Source organism: Delftia sp. 60, from assembly GCF_002754395.1.
Lineage (GTDB): Bacteria > Pseudomonadota > Gammaproteobacteria > Burkholderiales > Burkholderiaceae_C > Comamonas > Comamonas acidovorans.
On record NZ_PEFD01000001.1, the window covers coordinates 5645572 to 5666566 of the forward strand.

The 20995-nt window shown below is 65.0% G+C and carries 14 protein-coding genes and 1 pseudogene; 9 read left to right on the forward strand and 6 right to left on the reverse strand.

Features of this window, described 5'->3' with window-relative positions; translation table 11 throughout:
- Nucleotides 1-75: 75 nt before the first annotated feature.
- On the forward strand, nt 76-1257 hold the full coding sequence (locus CLV01_RS25445; protein ID WP_012207172.1) for an acyl-CoA dehydrogenase family protein: 1182 nt from the start codon (nt 76-78) through the stop codon (nt 1255-1257).
- A 69-nt stretch (nt 1258-1326) separates the two neighbouring features.
- The gene (locus tag CLV01_RS25450) at nt 1327-2442 is read left to right on the forward strand and encodes an acyl-CoA dehydrogenase family protein (protein ID WP_071956683.1); all 1116 of its coding nucleotides are present in this window, start codon (nt 1327-1329) and stop codon (nt 2440-2442) included.
- A gap of 89 nt (nt 2443-2531) precedes the next feature.
- Here the strand turns inward: CLV01_RS25450 and CLV01_RS25455 are convergent, their stop codons facing one another.
- The 3 genes from CLV01_RS25455 to CLV01_RS25465 all read right to left on the reverse strand — a co-directional run bounded on the left by CLV01_RS25455 (nt 2532) and on the right by CLV01_RS25465 (nt 6217).
- A complete protein-coding gene (locus tag CLV01_RS25455; RefSeq protein ID WP_012207174.1) occupies nt 2532-3479 on the reverse strand; it encodes a bestrophin family protein in 948 nt (315 codons plus the stop codon).
- A gap of 122 nt (nt 3480-3601) precedes the next feature.
- Nucleotides 3602-5344 (reverse strand): IPTL-CTERM sorting domain-containing protein, encoded by a 1743-nt coding sequence (locus CLV01_RS25460; protein ID WP_099732935.1) that lies wholly within the window; start codon nt 5342-5344, stop codon nt 3602-3604.
- A gap of 171 nt (nt 5345-5515) precedes the next feature.
- Nucleotides 5516-6217, reverse strand: a complete 702-nt coding sequence (locus CLV01_RS25465) for a response regulator transcription factor (RefSeq protein ID WP_013800907.1) — start codon at nt 6215-6217, stop codon at nt 5516-5518.
- A gap of 120 nt (nt 6218-6337) precedes the next feature.
- Between CLV01_RS25465 and CLV01_RS25470 the strand changes: the two are divergent.
- The 3 genes and pseudogenes from CLV01_RS25470 to CLV01_RS25480 all read left to right on the forward strand — a co-directional run bounded on the left by CLV01_RS25470 (nt 6338) and on the right by CLV01_RS25480 (nt 11854).
- Nucleotides 6338-8364, forward strand: a pseudogene (locus CLV01_RS25470) (ATP-binding protein).
- Complete coding sequence (locus tag CLV01_RS25475; RefSeq protein WP_099732933.1) at nt 8352-10421, forward strand: sensor histidine kinase; 2070 nt, start codon at nt 8352-8354, stop codon at nt 10419-10421. Before CLV01_RS25470 ends, CLV01_RS25475 begins: the two are co-directional and overlap by 13 nt.
- A gap of 113 nt (nt 10422-10534) precedes the next feature.
- A complete protein-coding gene (locus tag CLV01_RS25480) occupies nt 10535-11854 on the forward strand; it encodes a tetratricopeptide repeat protein (protein ID WP_099732932.1) in 1320 nt (439 codons plus the stop codon).
- A 10-nt stretch (nt 11855-11864) separates the two neighbouring features.
- Here the strand turns inward: CLV01_RS25480 and CLV01_RS25485 are convergent, their stop codons facing one another.
- The gene (locus tag CLV01_RS25485) at nt 11865-12473 is read right to left on the reverse strand and encodes an HNH endonuclease (protein WP_097201504.1); all 609 of its coding nucleotides are present in this window, start codon (nt 12471-12473) and stop codon (nt 11865-11867) included.
- Nucleotides 12474-12630: 157 nt separating this feature from the next.
- On the opposite strand from CLV01_RS25485, the gene CLV01_RS25490 reads away from it, so the two are divergent.
- The 4 genes from CLV01_RS25490 to CLV01_RS25505 all read left to right on the forward strand — a co-directional run bounded on the left by CLV01_RS25490 (nt 12631) and on the right by CLV01_RS25505 (nt 19105).
- Nucleotides 12631-13680: a bifunctional riboflavin kinase/FAD synthetase gene (locus CLV01_RS25490; RefSeq protein ID WP_012207181.1), complete on the forward strand. Its 1050-nt coding sequence runs from the start codon at nt 12631-12633 to the stop codon at nt 13678-13680.
- Between the two features lie 105 nt (nt 13681-13785).
- Nucleotides 13786-16641 (forward strand): isoleucine--tRNA ligase, encoded by a 2856-nt coding sequence (ileS, locus tag CLV01_RS25495; RefSeq protein WP_013800900.1) that lies wholly within the window; start codon nt 13786-13788, stop codon nt 16639-16641.
- Between the two features lie 20 nt (nt 16642-16661).
- Nucleotides 16662-17177, forward strand: coding sequence for a signal peptidase II (gene lspA / locus CLV01_RS25500; RefSeq protein WP_013800899.1), 516 nt, complete (start codon nt 16662-16664; stop codon nt 17175-17177).
- 263 nt (nt 17178-17440) lie between these two features.
- Nucleotides 17441-19105, forward strand: a complete 1665-nt coding sequence (locus CLV01_RS25505) for a Na/Pi cotransporter family protein (protein ID WP_013800898.1) — start codon at nt 17441-17443, stop codon at nt 19103-19105.
- Between the two features lie 6 nt (nt 19106-19111).
- Here CLV01_RS25505 and CLV01_RS25510 read toward each other — a convergent pair whose 3' ends face one another.
- Nucleotides 19112-19936, reverse strand: a complete 825-nt coding sequence (locus CLV01_RS25510) for an NUDIX hydrolase (protein ID WP_099732931.1) — start codon at nt 19934-19936, stop codon at nt 19112-19114.
- Nucleotides 19933-20913 carry a quinone oxidoreductase family protein gene (locus CLV01_RS25515; protein ID WP_034396808.1) on the reverse strand — a complete coding sequence of 327 codons (981 nt, stop codon included), beginning with the start codon at nt 20911-20913 and terminating at the stop codon, nt 19933-19935. Before CLV01_RS25515 ends, CLV01_RS25510 begins: the two co-directional genes overlap by 4 nt.
- Nucleotides 20914-20995: the final 82 nt, after the last annotated feature.

The following is a 20995-nucleotide window of genomic DNA, read 5'->3' on the forward strand; positions in this document are numbered from 1 at the left end:
TAGGTTGTCACGCCCTGGACAGTCCAAAAAAGAACGTGCGTGCTACAAAAGCCGGGATTGAAGGAGACACAGTCCATGGACCTGGCATTTACCCCTGAAGAACAGTCCTTTCGCGAGGAAGTCCGCGCCTGGGTGCGGGCCAACCTGCCCCAGGACATCGCGCACAAGGTGCGCCATTCGCTGCGCCTGACGCGCGACGACCTGCAGAACTGGGCCAAGATTCTTGGCAAGAAAGGCTGGCTGGGCTACGGCTGGCCCAAGCAGTTCGGCGGGCCCGGCTGGACGGCCGTGCAAAAGCATCTGTTCGAGGAGGAATGCGCCCTGGCCTGCGCCCCGCGCATCATTCCCTTCGGCCCCGTGATGGTGGCGCCCGTGATCATGGCCTACGGCTCGCCCGAGCAGCAGCAGCGCTTTCTGCCCGGCATTGCCAGCGGCGAGGTCTGGTGGAGCCAGGGCTACTCGGAGCCGGGCTCGGGATCGGATCTGGCCAGCCTCAAGACCCGTGCCGAGCGCGTGGGCGACAAGTACATCGTCAACGGCCAGAAGACCTGGACCACGCTGGGCCAGTACGGCGAGTGGATCTTCTGCCTGGTGCGCACCAGCAACGAGGGCAAGCCCCAGACCGGCATCAGCTTCCTGCTGGTGGACATGAAGAGCCCCGGCGTGACCGTGCGCCCCATCAAGCTGCTGGACGGCGAGTGCGAGGTCAACGAGGTCTTCTTCGACAACGTCGAGGTGCCGGCCGAGAACCTGATCGGCGAGGAAAACAAGGGCTGGACCTACGCCAAGCACCTGTTGAGCCACGAGCGCACCAACATCGCCGACGTGAACCGCGCCAAGCGCGAGCTGGAGCGCCTCAAGCGCATCGCCAAGGCCGAAGGCGTCTATGAGGACCAGCGTTTCCGCGACGAGATCGCCAAGCTCGAAGTCGACGTGGTGGCGCTGGAAATGCTGGTGCTGCGCGTGCTGTCGGCCGAGAAATCGGGCAAGAACCCGCTGGACATCGCCGGCCTGCTCAAGATCAAGGGCAGCGAGATCCAGCAGCGCTACTCCGAGTTGATGATGCAGGCCGCCGGCCCCTTCAGCCTGCCCTTCATCGAAGAGGCCATGGAAGCCGGCTGGCAGGGCGACTTCCCCGGCGGCGTGGTGGACAACGCGCCGCTGGCATCGACGTACTTCAACATGCGCAAGACAACGATCTACGGCGGCTCCAACGAGGTGCAAAGAAACATCGTCGCTCAGACGGTGCTGGGCTGATTTTGGCTGGAGTTTCGCTGAACCCGGAAGTGCGCCGGACGCGCTTCGATCAGCTTCGGGAGACAGAAAATGGACTTTGATTTTTCGGATGACCAGCAGCAACTGCGCGACGCCGTGCGCCGCTGGGTGGACAAGGGCTATACCTTCGAGCGCCGCCGCTCCATCGTCGAGGCGGGCGGTTTTTCGCGCGAGGTCTGGGGCGAGCTCGCCGAACTGGGCCTGACGGCCTTGACCGTGCCCGAGGAGCACGGCGGCCTGGGCCTGGGCGCCACCGACGTGATGGTGGTGATGGAGGAGTTGGGCCGCGGCCTGGTGATGGAGCCGCTGGCACAGGCCTTTGTGGCCGCCGGCGTGCTCGGCAAGCACGCCGACGCCTCCGTGGCCGGCCAGTGGCTGCCGCGCGTGGCCAGCGGCGAGGCCCTGGTCGTGCTGGCACACCAGGAGCGCCAGGCCCGCTACCGCCTCGATGTCTGTGCCGCCAAGGCCAGCAAAAGCGGCAGCGGCTACACGGTGGATGCCACCAAGAGCGTGGTGCCCGCAGGCGATGCGGCCGACGCCTTTCTGGTGCCGGCCCAGCTGGACGGCAAGATCGCCCTCTTCCTGGTGGAGCGCGGCGCCAGCGGCGTCAGCACCCAGGGCTACCGCACCCAGGACGGCAGCCGCGCGGCCGAACTGCGCTGCCAGGCGGCCCCCGCCACGCTGGTGACGGCCGATGGCCTGGCCGCCCTCACGCTGGGCCAGGACGCCGCCAACGCCGCGCTGTGCGCCGAAGGCGTGGGCGCCATGGAGCAGACCCTGAAGCTGACCACCGAGTACATGAACCAGCGCAAGCAGTTCAACACGGTGATCGCCAGCTTTCAGGCCCTGCGCCACCGCGTGGCCGACATGAAGATGCAGCTGGAGCTGGCCCGCTCCATGAGCTATTACGCCAGCCTCAAGATGAGCGCAGCCGATGCCGAGCGCCACGTGGCCATCGCGCGCGCCAAGGTCCAGCTGGGCCAGTCGCTGCGTTTTGTCGGCCAGCAGTCGGTCCAGCTGCACGGCGGCATCGGCGTGACCGACGAGTACGCGGGCAGCCACTACTTCAAGCGCCTGACGCAGATGGAGATGACGGGCGGTGACACCCTGCATCACCTGGGCATCGTCTCCGCGAAGATGCAGGACACGGCCGGCGTGTTTGCCTGAGGCCTGACCTCACCGCGCCGCACCACACCAGGCCCCGCAGAAAACTGCGGGGCTTTTTCATGGGCCTTTGCCCATGTCTGCCCGCCGCCTCAGGTCAGCCGGTAGCCCTCCGGCCTGAGCGGTGCCGGCAGATCCGTCTCGCCCAGCGTGCAGCCCAGGCTGATCTCGATGGAGCGGCAGATGGTGTCCAGCGGCAGGTCGTTGCTCTCCAGGCCAAAGGGCTCTTCGAGTTCATCGCCAAGGGCGTCGAGCCCATAGAAGGTGTAGGCCACGATGGCCACGACAAAGGGCGTCATGAACCCGGTCGTGTCCACCAGGCCGAACGGCAGCAGAAAGCAGTACATATAGGCCGTGCGGTGCAGCAGCAGCGCATAGGAGAACGGCATGGGCGTGTTGCGAATGCGCTCGCACGAGGCGGCTGCCGCCGTCATGCGCGTGAAGGTCTTGTCCATGGACGCGGCCAGGCAGGGGTCCATCTCGCCACGGCGCACGCACTGCGCCAGATCGCGGCCCATGGACATCATCAGTGCGTCGCAGCGCTGCTCCAGCGGCAGGCCCTGGAGCTGGCGCCATTCCTTGTCCACCAGCCAGCGGCCTGCGGCCACATCCTCGTGCAGCCCGCGCAACTGCGTCCGCAGCAGATGCGCAAAGGCGATCGCCCGGTGCACCATGCGCACGCGCACATCGCTGCTGCGCCGGGCCGGGTCCGGATCGCCGTCGATGACGATCAGGCTCTGGCACTGGCGCGCCAGCGTGCGCGCGCAGATCACCATCTCGCCCCAGAGCTTGCGGCCTTCCCAGTAGCGGTCATAGGCGGTGTTGTTGCGAAAGCCCAGGAAGATGGCCAGCGGCAGGCCGATCAGCGTGAAAGGGATGGGCGTCACCGTGATCTTCACGTCGAACAGGTTGCCATGCACCAGAGTGATGATGGCGGCGAACACGATGTTCACGAGCAGCGTGACCTGGATACGCTGGAGCACCGAGCCCCGCAAAATCAGAAACAGCCTGAGGCCGGCGGGGCGATCACGGACGATCATGGGGATATCGCTAGGTACAAACCCTTATTCGATCACACATTGAGCAAGTCAATTGGCTGCGGCCGCGCCCAGATGAAAAAAAAGCGCCCCGAAGGGCGCCCTGTGTCACGACCGACTGCCGGTCACAGCGGGTTGGCGCGGCGGCGGCGCGCCATGCCCCAGCCCATGATACCCATCAGGCCGGACATCAGGATCAGGCCCCATTCGGAGAGCGTGGGGATGGAGGCCGGGCCCGCAGGGGACGCAATCACCACAGGAGACGCCGCCACCTGGTTGTTGGCAGGAGTCAGGTCGTTGTCCGCGCCCGTCGTGACCTGTACGTTGGAAGTGCCTGGAGCCGTCGGCGTGCCGGAGACCGGGCAGACCACCGTCTCGCCTGCAGCGACGGCATCGCCCTGGGCCCAGTCCACACCATTCACCTTGCACTGACCCACGGTAACACCCGGGGGCAGGCCGGTCACGCCGCAGATCGCATTGTTCGCAGTTGCAGCACCCTGGTTGGTGCAGGAGAACGAAGCTGTCGGCGGATAAGGCACGCCCACCGTGCCCTTGGGCGGCAGTCCGCTCGGGTTCGTGGTCATGTCGCTGGAGGACGCAGCGTCCAGCAGGTTGGTCTGCACCATGGCTCCCATGAGTGTGGCCACGCCATCGCCACCAATGGTGTAGTTGCCGTTGTTGATCTGGTCGCCCGGCGTGCCCAGCGGAACCTTGACCGTCATCTTGAACGTCAGGGTCTCACCTGGTGCAAGGCTGGGGATGCTGCACTTTGCAGGGCCCGTGGAGCCCACGCCACCCACAGGTGCGGTGCAATAGTTTTTCGCATCGACCAAAGAGACAAAGCTGGTGGAAACGCCCGTGCTGTCTTGCGGCATGGCCGGCGTCACCTCGACATTGGTCACCGGCGTACTGGCATTGTTGGTGTAGCTGTACGTGTAGGTGATCTCAGTGCCATCGTTCTTGGGGGCACTCACCGGTCCCGACGCCGTGATCCATACCCCCTTGGGCAGGGCGGTGGTGAAGTTGTCCACGTACAGGTGGCCCGAGTGTCCGCTCTGGCTGCAGCCAGCGGCAATCGCTTCCAGTCGAACCTTATCGCCTACACGCAGCACTTCATTGCCGGGCGCCACGTCATAGGCCTGAGGGTCGGTGAACAACTCCGAGTGCCCATTCGCATCCTGGAACGATTTCCAAGCCACACCCGGTTGGCCCGCATAGTGATATTTAAAGAAAAGTTCCTTGTCCACCACCGAAGCAGTTTGTGCATCGAAAGTCTTGACCAATGCAATGGCATAGTACGGACGCTGAGCAGGCGTGTGACCGCTGCCTGGATCATCCAGCACCGGTGCAGCGATGAAACGGATATGGATCTTTCCGTCCTTGTCGATGTCGTCGGCCGTCAGCGTCACTTCCTGCGAAATGGCACTGGCTGTCTTCGGCTGCTGGGTAAACGAGGGCTCTGGCGACACATTGCGAGGGATATGCGTCTCGGTCAGATTGATGCGGGCCGTGTTGCTGCCGCGCATGGGCAGCAACAGATCGGAGCTGCCCGAAACCCACAGGCGATCCTTGACCGTCGCCTCGGGCGCTGTGACGACCGAGTTCAACGGCAGCTTTCCCGCCGGAGCCGCACGCTGCAGGTCAGCCAGTTTGACGGGGTTGGACGTCAAGGTCGCCGCCGTGCCATTGTTGGTCCAGGCCTCTTCCGTCCAGCCATTCAGATTTCCCGTCTCGAAATCGCCATTGATGAACGATGCCTGGGCAACGGTGCTTGCAAGCAGCGCAGCTCCCAGTGCCAGGCGCCTTGTTTGGGTTCCGGCCTTCTGTTTGAAAGCACTCCGCTCGGCACGGATAGTCTGTCTTGTCATACCGCTCCTCTCTTTTTTGATGCTTTCGCACCGTTGAAAAAACTCTGTAGCGCCACTGGCGACAGCCCCGCAGCTTTCCCGCGCTCAAAAAAAGAGCGAACGAATCCCCTGCGCGGGCTCTGAAAGCCGCGTTCAAAAGGTGGGGAAAAGGGAAAGAAAAGTGGCGGGTGCTTAAGGCACGAACACCAGCCCTCGGCCGAACACTGCCCTCACCGGCAGGGCCAGCCCGGAGATATCCAGGGTCTTGCGGCGCAGCCGCGTCAGCTGCGATTCGATGCGGTGGAAGCCGTCATCCACATCGGCGTATCCCATGGTCTCGATCAAGGTCTGCTTGGCCACCATGGTTCCGGGGGTTGCCATCAGGCAGCCGAGCAATTCCAGCTCGCGACTGGTCAGGGCAATGATCTGGTGGTTGGGCGCGACCATGCAGGCCGAAAGGGGGTCAAGGCGCCAGGTCAGAAACGGTGCCGCAGCCCGGGCCGGCTGGCCAGTGTTGCGGCGCAGCTGGGAGCGGATGCCGGCCACCAGCTCGTTCATGTCGGTGGGCTTGACGAAGTACTGCAGGGCGCCGGCATTGAGGCCGGCGATGCGGCTGTCCAGATCGCCGCGTGCCGTGAGCACCACGACGGGAATCTCCTGCTCGGCCAGGCGCTTGACCAGGCTCAGGCCGTCCTCGCCGGGCAGGCCCAGGTCGACGACGACCAGATCTGCCTTCTCACGCAGTAGCTTTATGTAGAAGTCTTCTGCAGAATCCGTGCCCCAGGCATGCAAGCCAGACTTTGTTAAAAATCGACACACATTGATACGAATATCCTCGTCGTCCTCTACGACGGCGACGGTGAACTCGATCGATGGCTCTAGTGTCTGCTGCATGATGTTTGCCTATTGGTGCGCGGATTTTCATTGGGGCGAACGTCCGCCGCCATGCACGAACACTCTCGAATGCTCACAGTTCAGAGAAACACACAAAAATTTACATTTATTGCATGGATCATGGTTTCGCTCGGGTTACTTGCATTTTTCGTGCTGAGCCCGGCGTCCATGCCTCCCCTGACAAGGGACTGCGTCTTGGCAAGGACCTGCCCATGCAGGTGCTTGCCGATGCGGGCCGCAGCATGACCATTGAACAGGTCGCGGCCCTGCCCGATGATGCCTTCGAAACCCGGCGCACGCCTCTGAACGAGGGCTATACCCGCCATGCTTACTGGGTGAGGGTTGCCACGCCTGCCCTTGCGCCCACAAGCGGGCTGGCCGACAACGATGCGCTGTGGCTGGAGATCACGCCCACCTATCTGGACAGGGTCACGCTCTACCAGCAGGCGCACGGCCTGTGGCAGGCGAGGGAAAGCGGTGACACCGTGCCCATGGCTCAGCGCATCCATGTGCGCCAGCTGGTGTTTCCACTGCGCGCTGGCCAGCCCTTTGTGCTGCGCATCGAGACCAGCAGCGCCATGCAGCTGTACGCCACGGTCTGGCGCAGCACGGGGCTGATGGCCTGGTTGTCCAGCGTCGAGTGGGCATCGGGCGTGCACCAGGGTGTGAACCTGGTGCTGACCCTGCTGATCGCGGGCGCGGCCCTGGCCCTGCGCATGCGCAGCCTGATGGCCATGACCTTGCTGGCCTTCGTGGTGCTGGCCCACAACGCCAATGTGCGCGGCTATGCCCAGCTGTGGCTGCCCGAGCCCTGGGCGCCGCATGCGGATGTCTGGGTGAGCGTGGGCGTCTTCCTGCTGCCTGCCACCTTTGCCTGGCAGGCACGCGAGACTTTGACGCGCGGCACGGCCTGGCGCCGCATCGATCGCATGCTGGTGCTGCTGACCGTGGCACCGCTGCTGGCCGTACTCAGCATACCGACGGGGCACTACACGCAATGGGCCTGGCTGGGGGTCAGCGTGCCCTGGATGGCCAGTCTGCTGAGTGCGCTGGTGGCCTGGCAGAACCTGTTCCGCCAGGGCCCCAGCATCGTCAACCTGCTGGTGCTGATTCCCTACACGCTGCACACGGTCATGGGCATCCACGTGGCTGCGGCCTATACGGGACTGGTGTCTTCCGACATCGAGGCAGGCATGTACTGGCAGCTGGAATCGCTGCTGCTGTATATCCTCATCATCATTGCCGTGGGTGCCAGCCTGGTCGAGAAATTCCAGAACTCCATGGGCAGGCAGGCACAGCTGGTGGAGTCGCTGGCCCGGTCGGAACATGCGCTGGAAGGACGGGTGCGCATGCGCACGGCGGAGCTGCTGCATGCGCAAAACGCGCTGCAGGCCGCCTTGCATGGCGAGCGCACGCTGCGGCTGGAGCAGCGCCAGTTCTTCAACATGGTCAACCATGAGTTCCGCACGCCGCTGGCCGTGGTGGACAGCGCGGCCACCGAGCAACTGACTTTTCCGTCCACCGACCTCGATTCCCAGCTGGAACGCGCAGCCCAGATCCGCCGCGCCTGCAGGCGCCTCACGGCCCTGGTGGACAACTGCCTGGTCAGCGACCGACTGGACGCGCCTGCATTCCGGCTGCAGCTCGACCGGGTGCCCGTGATGGACCTGATCGACGATGCCGTGCAGCTCGTGCACTGGTCGCGCCGCCACCATCTGAAGCTGGAGACTGCGGGCGTCCCCTCCTCCTGGGAGTGCGATCCCACCCTGGTGCGCATCGCCTTGTCCAACCTCGTGGACAACGCCGTGAAATACGCCCAGGCCGGAGAAATCGCCGTATGCGCCCGTCTGGACGCACAGGGCAGGCTGGAACTCACCGTCAGCGACGAGGGCCCTGGCCTGGCGCCCGAGTTGGCGCAGCGCATCTTCGAGCTGCACGAGCGCGGAGAGCGTTCGGACCAGACCCGAGGCTTCGGCCTGGGGTTGTGGGTGGCCCGGCGCGTGGCCCAGATGCATGGCGGCGATGTGCAGGTCACGCCAGCTGCGGGCGGCGGCACCTGCTTCACGCTGACGCTGCCCAGCAGCATTCCCGAAGACAGCGGCCTTGCCGCAGCTGCAACACAGCCCGCCTCGCCATGCGTATCCTGAACCTGCTGCGTATCCTGAACCGGCTGGCGCTGCCGGGCTGGCTGGTGTTTTCGCTGGTGCTGGTGGTCTGCTTCATTCTCAGCCCCGCCTGGCAGTCCCTGCCGGCAAAGCGCCTGCAGCTGGGCACGGACCTGCCCATGCTGGCGCTCGTCGATGCCCAGGGCAACTTCACCATCGATCAGGTGGCAGCCCTGCCCGATACGGCCTTCACCCTGCTCGATACACCGCTGAACAAGGGCTATACGCGCGATGTGTATTGGCTCAAGGTGCAGGCGCCTCACATCGCCGCCGGCAAGGCAGACCCCGAGCACGATCCGCTGTGGCTGGAAATCCTGCCCAGTTATCTCGACCGCGTTGCGCTCTACCAGCACGTGGACGGCGCATGGCGCATGCGCAGCAGCGGTGATACGGCCACCGACGAACCGCGCGTGCACGTTCGGCAGCTGGTGTTTCCGCTGTATTCGGGCCAGCCCTTCATCCTGCGCGTGCAGACCTCCAGCCCAATGCAGCTGGACGCCACGCTCTGGCGCAGCAGCGGTCTGATGATGCAGTTCTCGGCCGTGGAATGGGCATCGGGCATCCACCAGGGCATCAATCTCATGCTGGCCCTGCTGATCATCGGGGCAGCCCTGGCCTTGCGGTTGCGCAATCTGGCCGCCATGGCCGTGGCCGCCATCGCCGTGCTGATCCACGGCGCCAGCGACCGGGGATACCTGCAGATCTGGCTGCCTGACCACCTCGCGCACTGGGGCCATCTGTGCGTCAGCCTGGGCACCTTGATGCTGCCCGCCGCCCTGGCCTGGCAGATGCGCGAGCTGCTGACACGCGACACACGCTGGCGGCGCATGGACCGGGCCTTGCTTGCCCTGGGAATCATCCCGCTGCTGTGCCTGCCCAGCATACCGCTGGGCCGCTACCAGGACTGGGCCTGGATAGGGGTTGCCGCGCCCTGGGCCATCAGCGCACTGTTCGCCGTGGTGGCATGGAGCAATCTGCTGCGCGAGCGTGCCAATCTGGTCCATGTGCTGATGGTGGTTCCCAGCACCATGTATGGGCTGATGGGCCTGTATGTGACGGCGGCCTATGTCGGCCTGACCAGCCTGCCGACCATAGAAACCAGCGTGTTCTGGCAGCTCAACACCTTGCTGGTCAACATCGTGATCACCGTGGCCGTGGGCGCCGGTCTGATCCAGAAATTCCGGGACTCCATGGCACGCCAGGCACAGCTGCTCGAATCCCTTGCCAAGTCCGAGCATGCGCTGGAAGAGCGTGTACGCCTGCGCACGGCCGAGCTGCTGCGCGCCCAGAACGCACTGCAGGCGGCACTGCACAGCGAACGCACGCTGCGGCTGGAGCAGCGCCAGTTCTTCAACATGGTCAACCATGAATTCCGCACGCCGCTGGCCGTGGTGGACAGCGCGGCCACCGAGCAGTTGTCCTTTCCCTCGCCCGACATCGACTCCCAGCTGGAACGTGCCGCACAGATCCGGCGCGCCTGCAGACGCCTGACGGCCCTGGTGGACAACTGCCTGATCAGCGACCGCCTGGATGCTCCCGCCTTCCGGCTGCAATTGCACCGCGCTCCCGTCATGGAGCTGGTCGATGATGCCGCGCAGCTTGTGCACTGGTCACGCCGCCACCACCTGAATCTGGACAGCGCCAATGCGCCCGCCACATGGGAGTGCGACTCCACGCTCACCCGCATCGCCCTGTCCAACCTCGTGGACAACGCGGTGAAATACGCCAAGGCCGGAGAAATCGCCGTGCGCGCGCGCACCGACGAACACGGCCGGCTGGAACTCACTGTCAGCGACCAGGGCCCGGGTCTTGCACCCGAGCTGGCGCAACGCATCTTCGAGCGCTTCGAGCGCGGTCACCGCGCGGACCAGGCCCGCGGCTTCGGCCTGGGCCTGTGGGTCGCCCGGCGCATTGCACGCCTGCACGGCGGCGACATACAGGCAGCGCCATCAGACCAGGGCGGCACCCGCTTCACGCTCACGCTGCCACCGCGCCCCTTGCCCGCACCGCAGGCCAAGACCTTGCAGGCATCGGCTTGAAACATCGCCGGGCGAAGAATCCACGATAATGAAAAGTTCGCCACTGGCGTGGCCTGCCGGCACATGCCGCAGTCAACGCCCGCCTCTCCTTGGCCATAAACACACACCTGTCCATGAGCGCTACTTCCATCCCCGCCGACATCAACCGCAAGCACCTGGAAATGGCTCGCCAGCAGATCGCGAAAGGCGACCTGCAAAAAGCCGCCCAAACTCTGAACAAGGCTCATCGCCAAGTGCCCAACGATGCACGGGTATTCATGTTGGCAGGAATTATGGCGGATCGGGCCGGCAACCATGCGAAGGCCGAGGAAGCATTTGAGCGCTGCATTGAACTTGCTCCGATGTGGCCCCCCGGCCTTCTGGAGTACGCACTCTACCGCGCACGGATAGACCAATTCACCCCTGCTATCGAAATAGCCGAGAAGGTTGCACGTCTGGAGCCCAAGAACCCGCAGGTATTGGCAAATGTGATCGATATCGCCCATCGAGCTGGCAACCTGACGATGGCAATCAAGCACCTGCGCCGCGGCCTTGAAATTTATCCAGGCGATGCAATGTTGCGCCAGCACTTGGCTACTGACCTAATAGACATAGGCGACTATGCAGAAGCATCTGATATCTGGAAATCTCTGATAAACGAAAACCCAGAAAATCCGGCCTACGTACTTGGTTTGGTCAAATTGAACTTGGCACGTGGTGAGATTTCCGCTGCTTTACCAGACATACTTGCTTTGCAAGAGAAATTTCCAGAAGACGCGTTGCTGACACACTACGCAACCTTGGCCCGTGGCGAGACACCCCAGCATCAGCCGGTGGAAGCACATCGCGGCATTTTTGATGCAATGTCCGAGAAATTTGACCTGCATCTGGTTGGAAAACTAGGGTATCAAGTGCCCAAGCTCGTCGCCAGCCAACTGATATCTCGTCACCCAGATAAGGACTTCAACCTGCTTGATCTGGGCTGTGGCACCGGACTGCTAGGCCTATATCTAGGCCCGATGGAGGGCTACCTGATTGGTGTGGACAGTTCTCTCAAGATGATCGAGCAGGCCGCCAAGCATGGTATCTATGACCGTTTTCACAACGTCAACCTAATGGATGCGCTACAGAACACTCCAGATGGAGAGTACGACGTCATCACCTGTCTGGATGTACTGATCTACATCGGCGATCTGCAGTCAGTCATGCCAAATGCCGCTCGCATTCTGAAGGCCGGCGGTGAATTTATATTTAGCTGCGAGACAGCCGCCGAAGACGGCCCAGACTTGGTCCTCCCAGTCGAGACCCAGCGGTACGCCCACAAGCGCAGCCACGTCGAAGCACTGTGCAAGCAAGCCGGTTTCAGTGTGGCGACGGAAGAACTGGTGCTGCGCCAGGAACGTGGCGAGGCGGTTCAGGGCTTTGTCGTGACGGCAACCAAGACCGCTGCCTGACGGGCCTTCATCAAGCCCACGCCACCTCGTGCGTGGGCGCACCACCGCCCTCGGCGAAGCCGTCCCGCGCCCAGCGCGAACTCCGGGGCACGTGCAGCAGCAGAAACTCCATCTGATCGGCCAGGATCCGCCGGTTGCGCAGGATGAAGTCTTCCCAGAGGCTGGGTACATAGGGCGTGTAGAGCAGCGGCATGCGCGCCTGCTCTGGCGTGCGGGCACCCTTGCGGTGATTGCAGGAGCGGCAGGCCGTCACCAGGTTCATCCACTGGTGGCCTCCCCCTGCGGAGATGGGCACGATGTGCTCGCGCGTGAGGTCGTTTTCATGAAAGACCCGGCCGCAATAGGCGCAGATGCAGCGGTCGCGTGCGAACAGCTTGCCATTGGTCAGGCCGGGCTGCAGGCTGTGCGGATTGATGGCAGGCGCACCGCGCGTACCGATGATGCTGTTGATGTGGATGACCGACTGGCAGCCCGTGACGGCATTGTGACCACCGCGGAAACAGGCGACCTCTCCGCCGGACTCCCAGCGCACATCGTCCGCCGCGTAATGCAGCGCCGCCTGCTCCAGCGTGATCCAGGATTGGGGCAGCCCTTGGGCCGACAGCTTCAAGACCTTCACGACACGCCTCCTCTGACACCAAAGTGAACGGGAATGCAGCCAGTGCACAGGGCCTGCAAGGCAGGCCTTATCGAGGCAATATACTCTGTTTCCATGTCGGATTGACAGCCTGCGCTGGCTGCGCGCGTGCCAGCCGCTATTGAAAACAAAGCGTCCCATGAAGATTTTTCGAGGCTTCAACCATCCAGGGCGGGAATCGGCCTGCGCCGTCACCATCGGCAATTTCGATGGTGTTCACCGGGGTCACCAGGCCATGCTGGCCCTGCTGTCGGCCGAAGCTGCCCAGCGTGGCGTGCCCACCTGCGTGCTGACCTTCGAGCCCCATCCGCGCGACTATTTCGCCCAGACCCTGGGCCGGCCCGAGATCGCGCCGGCGCGCATAGGCACGCTGCGCGACAAGCTGTCGGAGCTCGAGCGCTGCGGCGTGGACCAGACCGTGGTGCTGCCCTTCAACCAGACGCTGGCCAGCCAGTCGCCGCAGGCCTTCATCGACGAAGTGCTGGTGGCGGGCCTAGGCGCGAAATACGTGCTGGTTGGCGACGACTTCCGCTTCGGCACCCAGCGTGCAGGCGACTACGCCATGCTGGATGCGGCAGGCCAGCGCCAGGGCTTTGACGTGGCCCGCATGAACAGCTACGAGGTGCACGGCCTGCGCGTGTCCAGCACCCATGTGCGCGCAGCCCTGGCCGAGGGGCGCATGCAGGACGCCGCGCGGCTGCTGGGCCATCCCTACACCATCTCCGGCCATGTGGTGCACGGCCGCAAGCTGGGCCGCAGCCTGGCCGAGAGCCGCCAGGGCGCGGGCGACGGCTTTCGCACGCTGAACCTGCGCTTCAACCATTGGAAGCCTGCGGCCAGCGGCATCTTCGCCGTGCTGGTCCATGGCCTGAATGAACGACCGCTGCGCGGCGTGGCCAACCTCGGCGTGCGCCCTTCCCTGGACCCGACGGATGTCAACGGCGGGCGCGTCCTGCTGGAGACGCATTGCCTCGATTGGCCCGGCGCGCCGGGAGGCGAAGAGGCCTACGGTAAAATCATCCGCGTGGAACTTCTGCACAAACTGCACGACGAGCTGAAGTACGACAGTCTCGACGCCCTCACCGCCGGCATCGCCAAGGACTGCGATGACGCGCGCGCGTTCTTCGCCACCATCCACACACCCATCTACACCGAGACCCGTCGCCAGACCACGCGCGACCGAATTTGACGCTCTCCGTCACCTGCCCGGGCGCGGGTGCGCACCAGGCTTTCCTCCCCTTTTTCCGTGCCTGGACCAGACGGTCCGGGCTCTGGCCTGCTTTCAAGGTTCTCCATGTCTGATTCGAAAGTCTCCCCCAACGCCAATGCGGGCTATCGCGCCACGCTGAACATGCCCGACACGCCCTTCCCCATGCGCGGCGACCTGCCCAAGCGCGAGCCGGGCTGGGTCCAGGAATGGGAGGACAAGGGGCTCTACAAGAAGCTGCGCGACGCGCGCCACGGTGCGCCCAAGTTCATCCTGCATGACGGCCCGCCCTACGCAAACGGCAAGATCCACATCGGCCACGCGGTGAACAAGGCGCTCAAGGACATGATCGTCAAGAGCCGCCAGCTCGAAGGCTTCGACGCGCTGTACGTGCCGGGCTGGGACTGCCACGGCCTGCCCATCGAGAACGCCATCGAAAAGCTGCATGGCCGCAACCTGCCGCGCGACGAGATGCAGGCCAAGAGCCGCGCCTTCGCCACCGAGCAGATCGCCCAGCAGATGGTGGACTTCAAGCGCCTGGGCGTGCTCGGCGACTGGGACCATCCCTACAAGACCATGAACTACGCCAACGAGGCCGCCGAGCTGCGCGCCCTCAAGCGCGTCATGGAGCGCGGCTTCGTCTACCGCGGCCTCAAGCCCGTGTACTGGTGCTTTGACTGCGGCTCCTCGCTGGCCGAGTTCGAGATCGAATACGCCGACAAGCAAAGCCAGACACTGGACGTGATGTTCCCCACGGCCGAGCCCGACAGGCTGGCGGCCGCCTTCGGCCTGCCCTCGCTGGCCAAGCCAGCCTTCATCGTCATCTGGACGACGACGGCCTGGACCATCCCCGCCAACCAGGCGCTCAACGTCAACCCCGAGCTGGAATACAGCCTGGTGGACACCGAGCGCGGCCTGCTGATCGTGGCCTCGGCCCTGGTCGAGAAGTGTCTGGCACGCTGGAAGCTCGAAGGCCAGGTCGTCGCCACCGCCGTGGGCAGGAAGCTGGACCACCTGCAGTTCAAGCACCCGCTGGCCGATATGGACAAGGGCTTCGACCGCGTCTCGCCCGTGTTCCTGGCCGACTACGCCACGGCCGATGACGGCACCGGCATCGTGCACTCGGCCCCCGCCTATGGCGTGGACGACTTCAACAGCTGCATGAACAACGGCATGACGCGCGAAGACATCCTGAGCCCCGTACAGGGCAACGGCGTCTACGCACCCGAGCTGCCGCTGTTCGGTGGCCAGCACATCTGGAAGGCCACGCCCGCCATCATCGACGCGCTCAAGCTGGCCGGCCGCCTGATGGACACCAAGACCATCACCCACAGCTACCCGCACTGCTGGCGCCACAAGACGCCCGTGATCTACCGCGCCGCAGCCCAGTGGTTCATCCGCATGGACGAGGGCGAGGGTGTGTTCACCAAGCCCGGCGACAAGCCCGCGCAGACGCTGCGCCAGATCGCACTGGAAGCCATCGAGCACACCCAGTTCTACCCGGAGAACGGCAAGACCCGCCTGCGCGACATGATCGCCGGCCGCCCCGACTGGTGCATCTCGCGCCAGCGCAGCTGGGGCGTGCCCCTGCCCTTCTTCCTGCACAAGGACAGCGGCGAGCTGCACCCGCGCACCATGGAGATCATCGACCAGGCGGCCGCCATGGTCGAGCAGGGCGGCATCGAGGCCTGGAGCCGCGTGACGGCCGAGGACATCCTGGGCGCCGAGGAGGCCGTGCACTACACCAAGAGCACCGACATCCTCGAAGTCTGGTTCGACTCCGGCTCCACCTTCTGGCACGTGATGCGCGGCACGCACGCCGAAATGCACCACGACCAGGGCCCCGAGGCCGACCTCTACCTGGAAGGCCATGACCAGCACCGCGGCTGGTTCCATTCGTCGCTGCTGCTGGCCTCGGCCATCTTCGGGCGCGCGCCCTACCGCGGCCTGCTGACGCACGGCTTCACCGTGGACGGCCAGGGCAAGAAGATGTCCAAGTCGCTGGGCAACACCGTCGCCCCGCAGGACGTGAGCAACAAGATGGGCGCCGAGATCATCCGCCTGTGGGTGGCCTCGACCGACTACTCGGGCGACCTGGGCATCGACGACAAGATCCTGGCCCGCGTGGTGGATGCCTACCGCCGCATCCGCAACACGCTGCGCTTCCTGCTGGCCAACGTCAGCGACTTCGATGCTGCGCAGGACTCGGTTCCCACCGAAGAGCTGCTGGAAATCGACCGCTGGGCCCTGGCCCGCGCGGCCCAGTTCCAGGCCGAGCTGCTGGCCCACTACAAGGTCTATGAATTCCACCCCGTGGTGGCCAAGCTGCAGCTGTTCTGCTCGGAAGACCTGGGCGGCTTCTACTTGGACGTGCTCAAGGACCGCCTGTACACCAGCGCGCCCAAGAGCCTGGCCCGCCGCAGCGCCCAGACCGCCCTGCACCAGATCACGCATGCCATGCTGCGCTGGATGGCGCCCTTCCTGTCCTTCACGGCCGAAGAGGCCTGGAAGGTCTTCGGCGACAGCGAGTCCATCTTCCTGGAGACCTACACCGACCTGCCGGCCGGTGACGAGGCCCTGCTGGCCAAGTGGGCGCGCCTGCGCGAGATCCGCGACGTGGTGAACAAGGACATCGAGGCCGTGCGCACCGAAGGCCGGGTCGGCTCCTCGCTGCAGGCCGAAGTCAGTGTCTCGGCCCAGCCCGAAGACCTGGCCCTGCTGCAAAGCCTGGGCGACGACCTGAAGTTCGTCTTCATCACCTCGGCGGCCGAGGCCCTGGCGGGCGAGGCCCTGCAGGCCGCCGTCACACCCAGCAGCCATGCCAAGTGCGACCGCTGCTGGCACTACCGTGCCGACGTGGGCATCAACCCCGAGCACCCCAGCCTGTGCGGCCGTTGCGACAGCAACCTGCACGGCGCTGGCGAAGAGCGCCACAAGGCGTAATCAACCCCTGAGGCGCTGCCATGACCCCTACCTTTGCTGCGGTCCCCGAATCCCGCAACAGCCGCATCTGGCCCTGGCTGGCCTGGTCGCTGGCGATCATCGCCATCGACCAGCTCACCAAGCAGTGGATCCTTGGTGCCTACCAGCTGGGCGACTGGACGCCGATCACGGGCTTCTTCAACATCGTGCGGGCCCACAACACGGGCGCGGCCTTCTCGTTCCTGGCCGGAGCGGGCGGCTGGCAGCGCTGGCTGTTCGTGGGCATCGGCGTGGCGGCCACGCTGCTCATCGTCTGGCAGTTGCGCAAGCATCCGGGGCAGAAGCTGTTTTGCTTCTCGCTGGCCAGCATCCTGGGCGGCGCCATCGGCAACGTGGTGGATCGCCTGCAGCACGGCTACGTGGTGGACTTCCTGGACTTCTACTGGGGCCGTTCGCACTTTCCGGCCTTCAATGCCGCCGACATCGCCATCAGCGTGGGCGCGGGCCTGCTGATCCTGGACGAGGTGCTGCGCGCACGGCGGGCCAAAAGAACCTGATCCCCGCCGCGGCGCACGCCACGACAGCCAGCCTAGCCCCTCCTGCGAGGGGCTTTTTCATGGGGGCTGCCGCCAACTGCGTGCCGACGGGCTTTCTCTTCGGGTTTTCCTGAGTGCGTTTTTGGTCAACCGAAATTCTTTTTGATTCGTTTTATTTCTACAATTTTCTTTATTTCGCACCAAACTGTGCGCTCATGCGGCCGACTCTCCTGCGCGCAAGCCGGGACCGGGGTTATATTGGTCCGCTTCTCCGCTCACAGCACATGAAGCACTTACTCAATCTACTGGCCGCCATCGCCCTGCTGGTCTGGGGCACGCACATGGTCCGCACCGGCGTGCTGCGGGTGTTCGGCGCCAATCTGCGCGACCTGCTCGCCCACAGCATGAGCAACCGTTTCTCGGCTGCGCTGTCGGGCTTGGGTGTGACTGCGCTGGTGCAGTCGAGCACGGCCACCTCGCTGATGACCTCGGCCTTCGTGGGCCAGGGCCTGATCTCGCTGCCGGCCGCGCTGGCCGTGATGCGTGGCGCCGACGTGGGCACGGCGCTGATGGCCGTGCTGTTCTCCACCGACCTGTCCTGGCTGTCGCCTCTGTTCATCTTCGTGGGCGTGGTGCTGTTCATCACCCGCCAGGACACCACGGCCGGGCGCATAGGCCGCGTGCTGATCGGCCTGGGCGTGATGCTGCTGGCGCTGCGCCTGGTGGTCGAGGCCACCGAGCCGCTGCTGGAAGCCCCCGCCGTGCGCACCCTGCTGGGCTCGGTCACCAGCGATATCTTCATGGAGTTGCTGCTGGGTGCGCTGCTGGCCGTGATGGCCTATTCCAGCCTGGCCATCGTGCTGCTGATCGCGGCCATGGCCAGCTCGGGCGCTATTCCCATGGAAGTGGCACTGGGCCTGACGCTGGGCGCCAATATCGGCAGCGGCCTGGTGGCCGTGCTGACCACGGCCAAGTCCAGCACCGAAGTGCGCCAGGTCACCATCGGCAACATGCTGTTCAAGATCATGGGGGTGGCCATCGTCGCGCCCTTCCTGGGGCTGTGGGCCACCTACGTGATGCCGATGATCGACGGCAAGGGCCAGAACATCGTGCTGTTCCACCTGGCCTTCAATATCTTCAACAGCCTGTGCTTCATTGGCCTCACGCAGACCGTGGCGCGCTGGGTGACGGCCCTGCTGCCCAAGCCCGAGGCCAGCTCCACCAGCCTGCTGCGGCCCCGCCACCTCGACCCCTCGGCGCTGAGCACGCCGTCGCTGGCCATTTCCTGCGCCGCGCGCGAGGCCCTGCACCAGGCTGACATGGTCGAGTCCATGCTGATCGGCATGCAGCGCGTGCTGGAGACCGACGACCTCAAGCTGTCCCAGGAGCTGCGCGAGCTTGAAGGCACGGTGGACGATCTGTACTCGGCCATCAAGTACTACATGACCAAGATCTCGCGCGCCGAACTGGATGAGCGCGAGGGCCAGCGCTGGACGGAAATCATCAGCTTCACCATCAACATGGAGCAGATCGGCGACATCATCGAGCGCGTTCTGCTGGACATCGAGGACAAGAAGATCAAGAAGGGCCGCCAGTTCTCCGAGGCCGGCACGCAGGAGATCCGCGAGCTGCTGCACCACCTGCTGGACAACCTGCGCCTGGCAATGAGCGTGTTCCTCAACGGCAATGTGCGCGAGGCGCAGAAGCTGCTGGAGGAAAAGGCGCGTTTCCGCGACCTGGAGCTGGCCTACTCGGCCACCCACCTGGCGCGCCTGTCCGACAACACCGTCTCCAGCATAGAGACCAGCTCGCTGCACATCGACCTGATCAGCGATCTCAAGCGCATCAACTCGCTGCTGTGCTCGGTGGCCTACCCCATCCTCGAATCGGCCGGCGCCCTGGCGCCCAGCCGGCTCAAGGAATCGGCACTGAACAAGACGGCGCGCTGAAGCGTTTCACCAGCCCAGCCAGGCCGCCAGCACCTGGGCGGCCTCGGGCGTGAAGCGGCCCTGCAGGAGCCATTCGACGAGCTGGTCGCGCTCGATCAGCGCAAAGGCCTGGACCTCGCCATCCTGGTTGCCGGGCTCCAGCGCCGGCGGCACGGTGGCGCCGAACCAGTCGATGCGCTCGCGCATGAAGCCCCGGCCCTCGGCCTCGTCACTGGGGCGCTCGAACAGCACATGGCCGCCATGGCGCAGGCCCTGCAGCTCGGCCACGCGCAGGCCGGCCTCTTCCCAGGTTTCACGCTCCACGGCCTCGGCCACGGTATCGCACGCGGCCACCATGCCGCCCATCAGCGTGTCCCACATGCCGGGGTTGGTGGGCTTGTTGTCGGCGCGCTGCTGCACCCAGATGCGGCCATCGGCTGTCTCGCCCACCAGATGCACGGCCTGGGTGGCAATGCCCAGCGGACGCACGGCGCCGCGCTCCACGGTGGCAATGCGCTGGCCCTGGACGTTGCACACGGCCAGTTGCTCATCGCGCCAGGGGCCGCTGTGGCCCGTGGCACGCAGCACCCGGGCCAGGGCGTTGAGCAGGACCGTGGCATCGCCCTGGCCTTGCAGATGCCATTGGCCGGCCTGCAGGCGCAGTGCCACGCCGTGGGCATGCATCACATCGTCCGGCAGCAGCGCGGCCAGGCCGTCTTCCAGCGAACCAGTTTCCTGCCCGGCCACCAGCAACGGCCGGCGCGGCTGCAGCGCGGGCTGGCGCGTGTCGGCGCGCAGGCGGTCCAGCCAGGCCTTCACGGCCGGGTCGGCAAGGTGCTTTGACACACTCATGGCAGCAGGATGGTCGAGCCCGTGGTCTTGCGCGCCTCCAGGTCCAGGTGTGCCTGGCGCACCTCGGCCAGCGGATAGCGCTGGTCGATATGGATCTTCACGGCACCGCTTTCCACCACGGCGAACAGATCGTCGGCCATCGCCTGGGTGGCCTCGCGGCTGGTGATGTGGGAGAACAGAGTCTGGCGCGTCACATACAGCGACTTGGCCGCCAACACGGCAGGAGCGAAAGGCGCCACGGGGCCCGAGGCGTTACCGAAGCTCACCAACAGGCCGAAGCGCCGCAGGCAGGCCAGCGAGCCTTCCCAGGTGTCCTTGCCCACGCTGTCATAGACCACCTTCACACCCTGGCCGCCCGTGATCTCCTGCACGCGCTCGGCGAAGTTCTCGCTGCGGTAGTTGATGGCATGGGCTGCACCGTTGGCCAGGGCCAGCGCGCACTTCTCGTCTGAGCCTGCAGTGGCGATGAGCTGCAGGCCCAGGGCCCTGGCCCATTGGCAGGCGATCAGGCCCACGCCACCGGCCGCCGCATGGAACAGCACGGCATCACCCGGTGCCAGGCCCTCGACCGGAATGCATTTCTTGAGCAGGTACTGGGCGGTCAGGCCCTTGAGCATCATGGCGGCAGCCGTCTCGAACGCAATGGCATCGGGCAGGCGGCACACGCACATGGCGGGCATGACGCGCACTTCGCTGTAGCTGCCCGGAGGATTGCTGGCATAGGCCACGCGATCGCCCACGCCCAGGTGCTCCACGCCGGCCCCCACGGCCTCGACCACGCCTGCGCCTTCCATGCCCAGGCTCAAGGGCATGGGCAGCGAGTACAGGCCCGAGCGCTGGTACACATCGATGAAGTTCAGGCCCACCGCATGGTGGCGTATGCGTACCTCGCCTGGCCCGGGCTCGCCCACGGCGACCTGCACCAGCTCCAGGACTTCGGGGCCGCCGTTGTGGCGGATCTGCACTGCAATACCCATGGGAGCACTCCTGCAAAAAGCGACAAGAGCGGCATCGTGCCATGTTTCGGCCCGCCTCGCGGAAGACGGCAACGCATGCTCG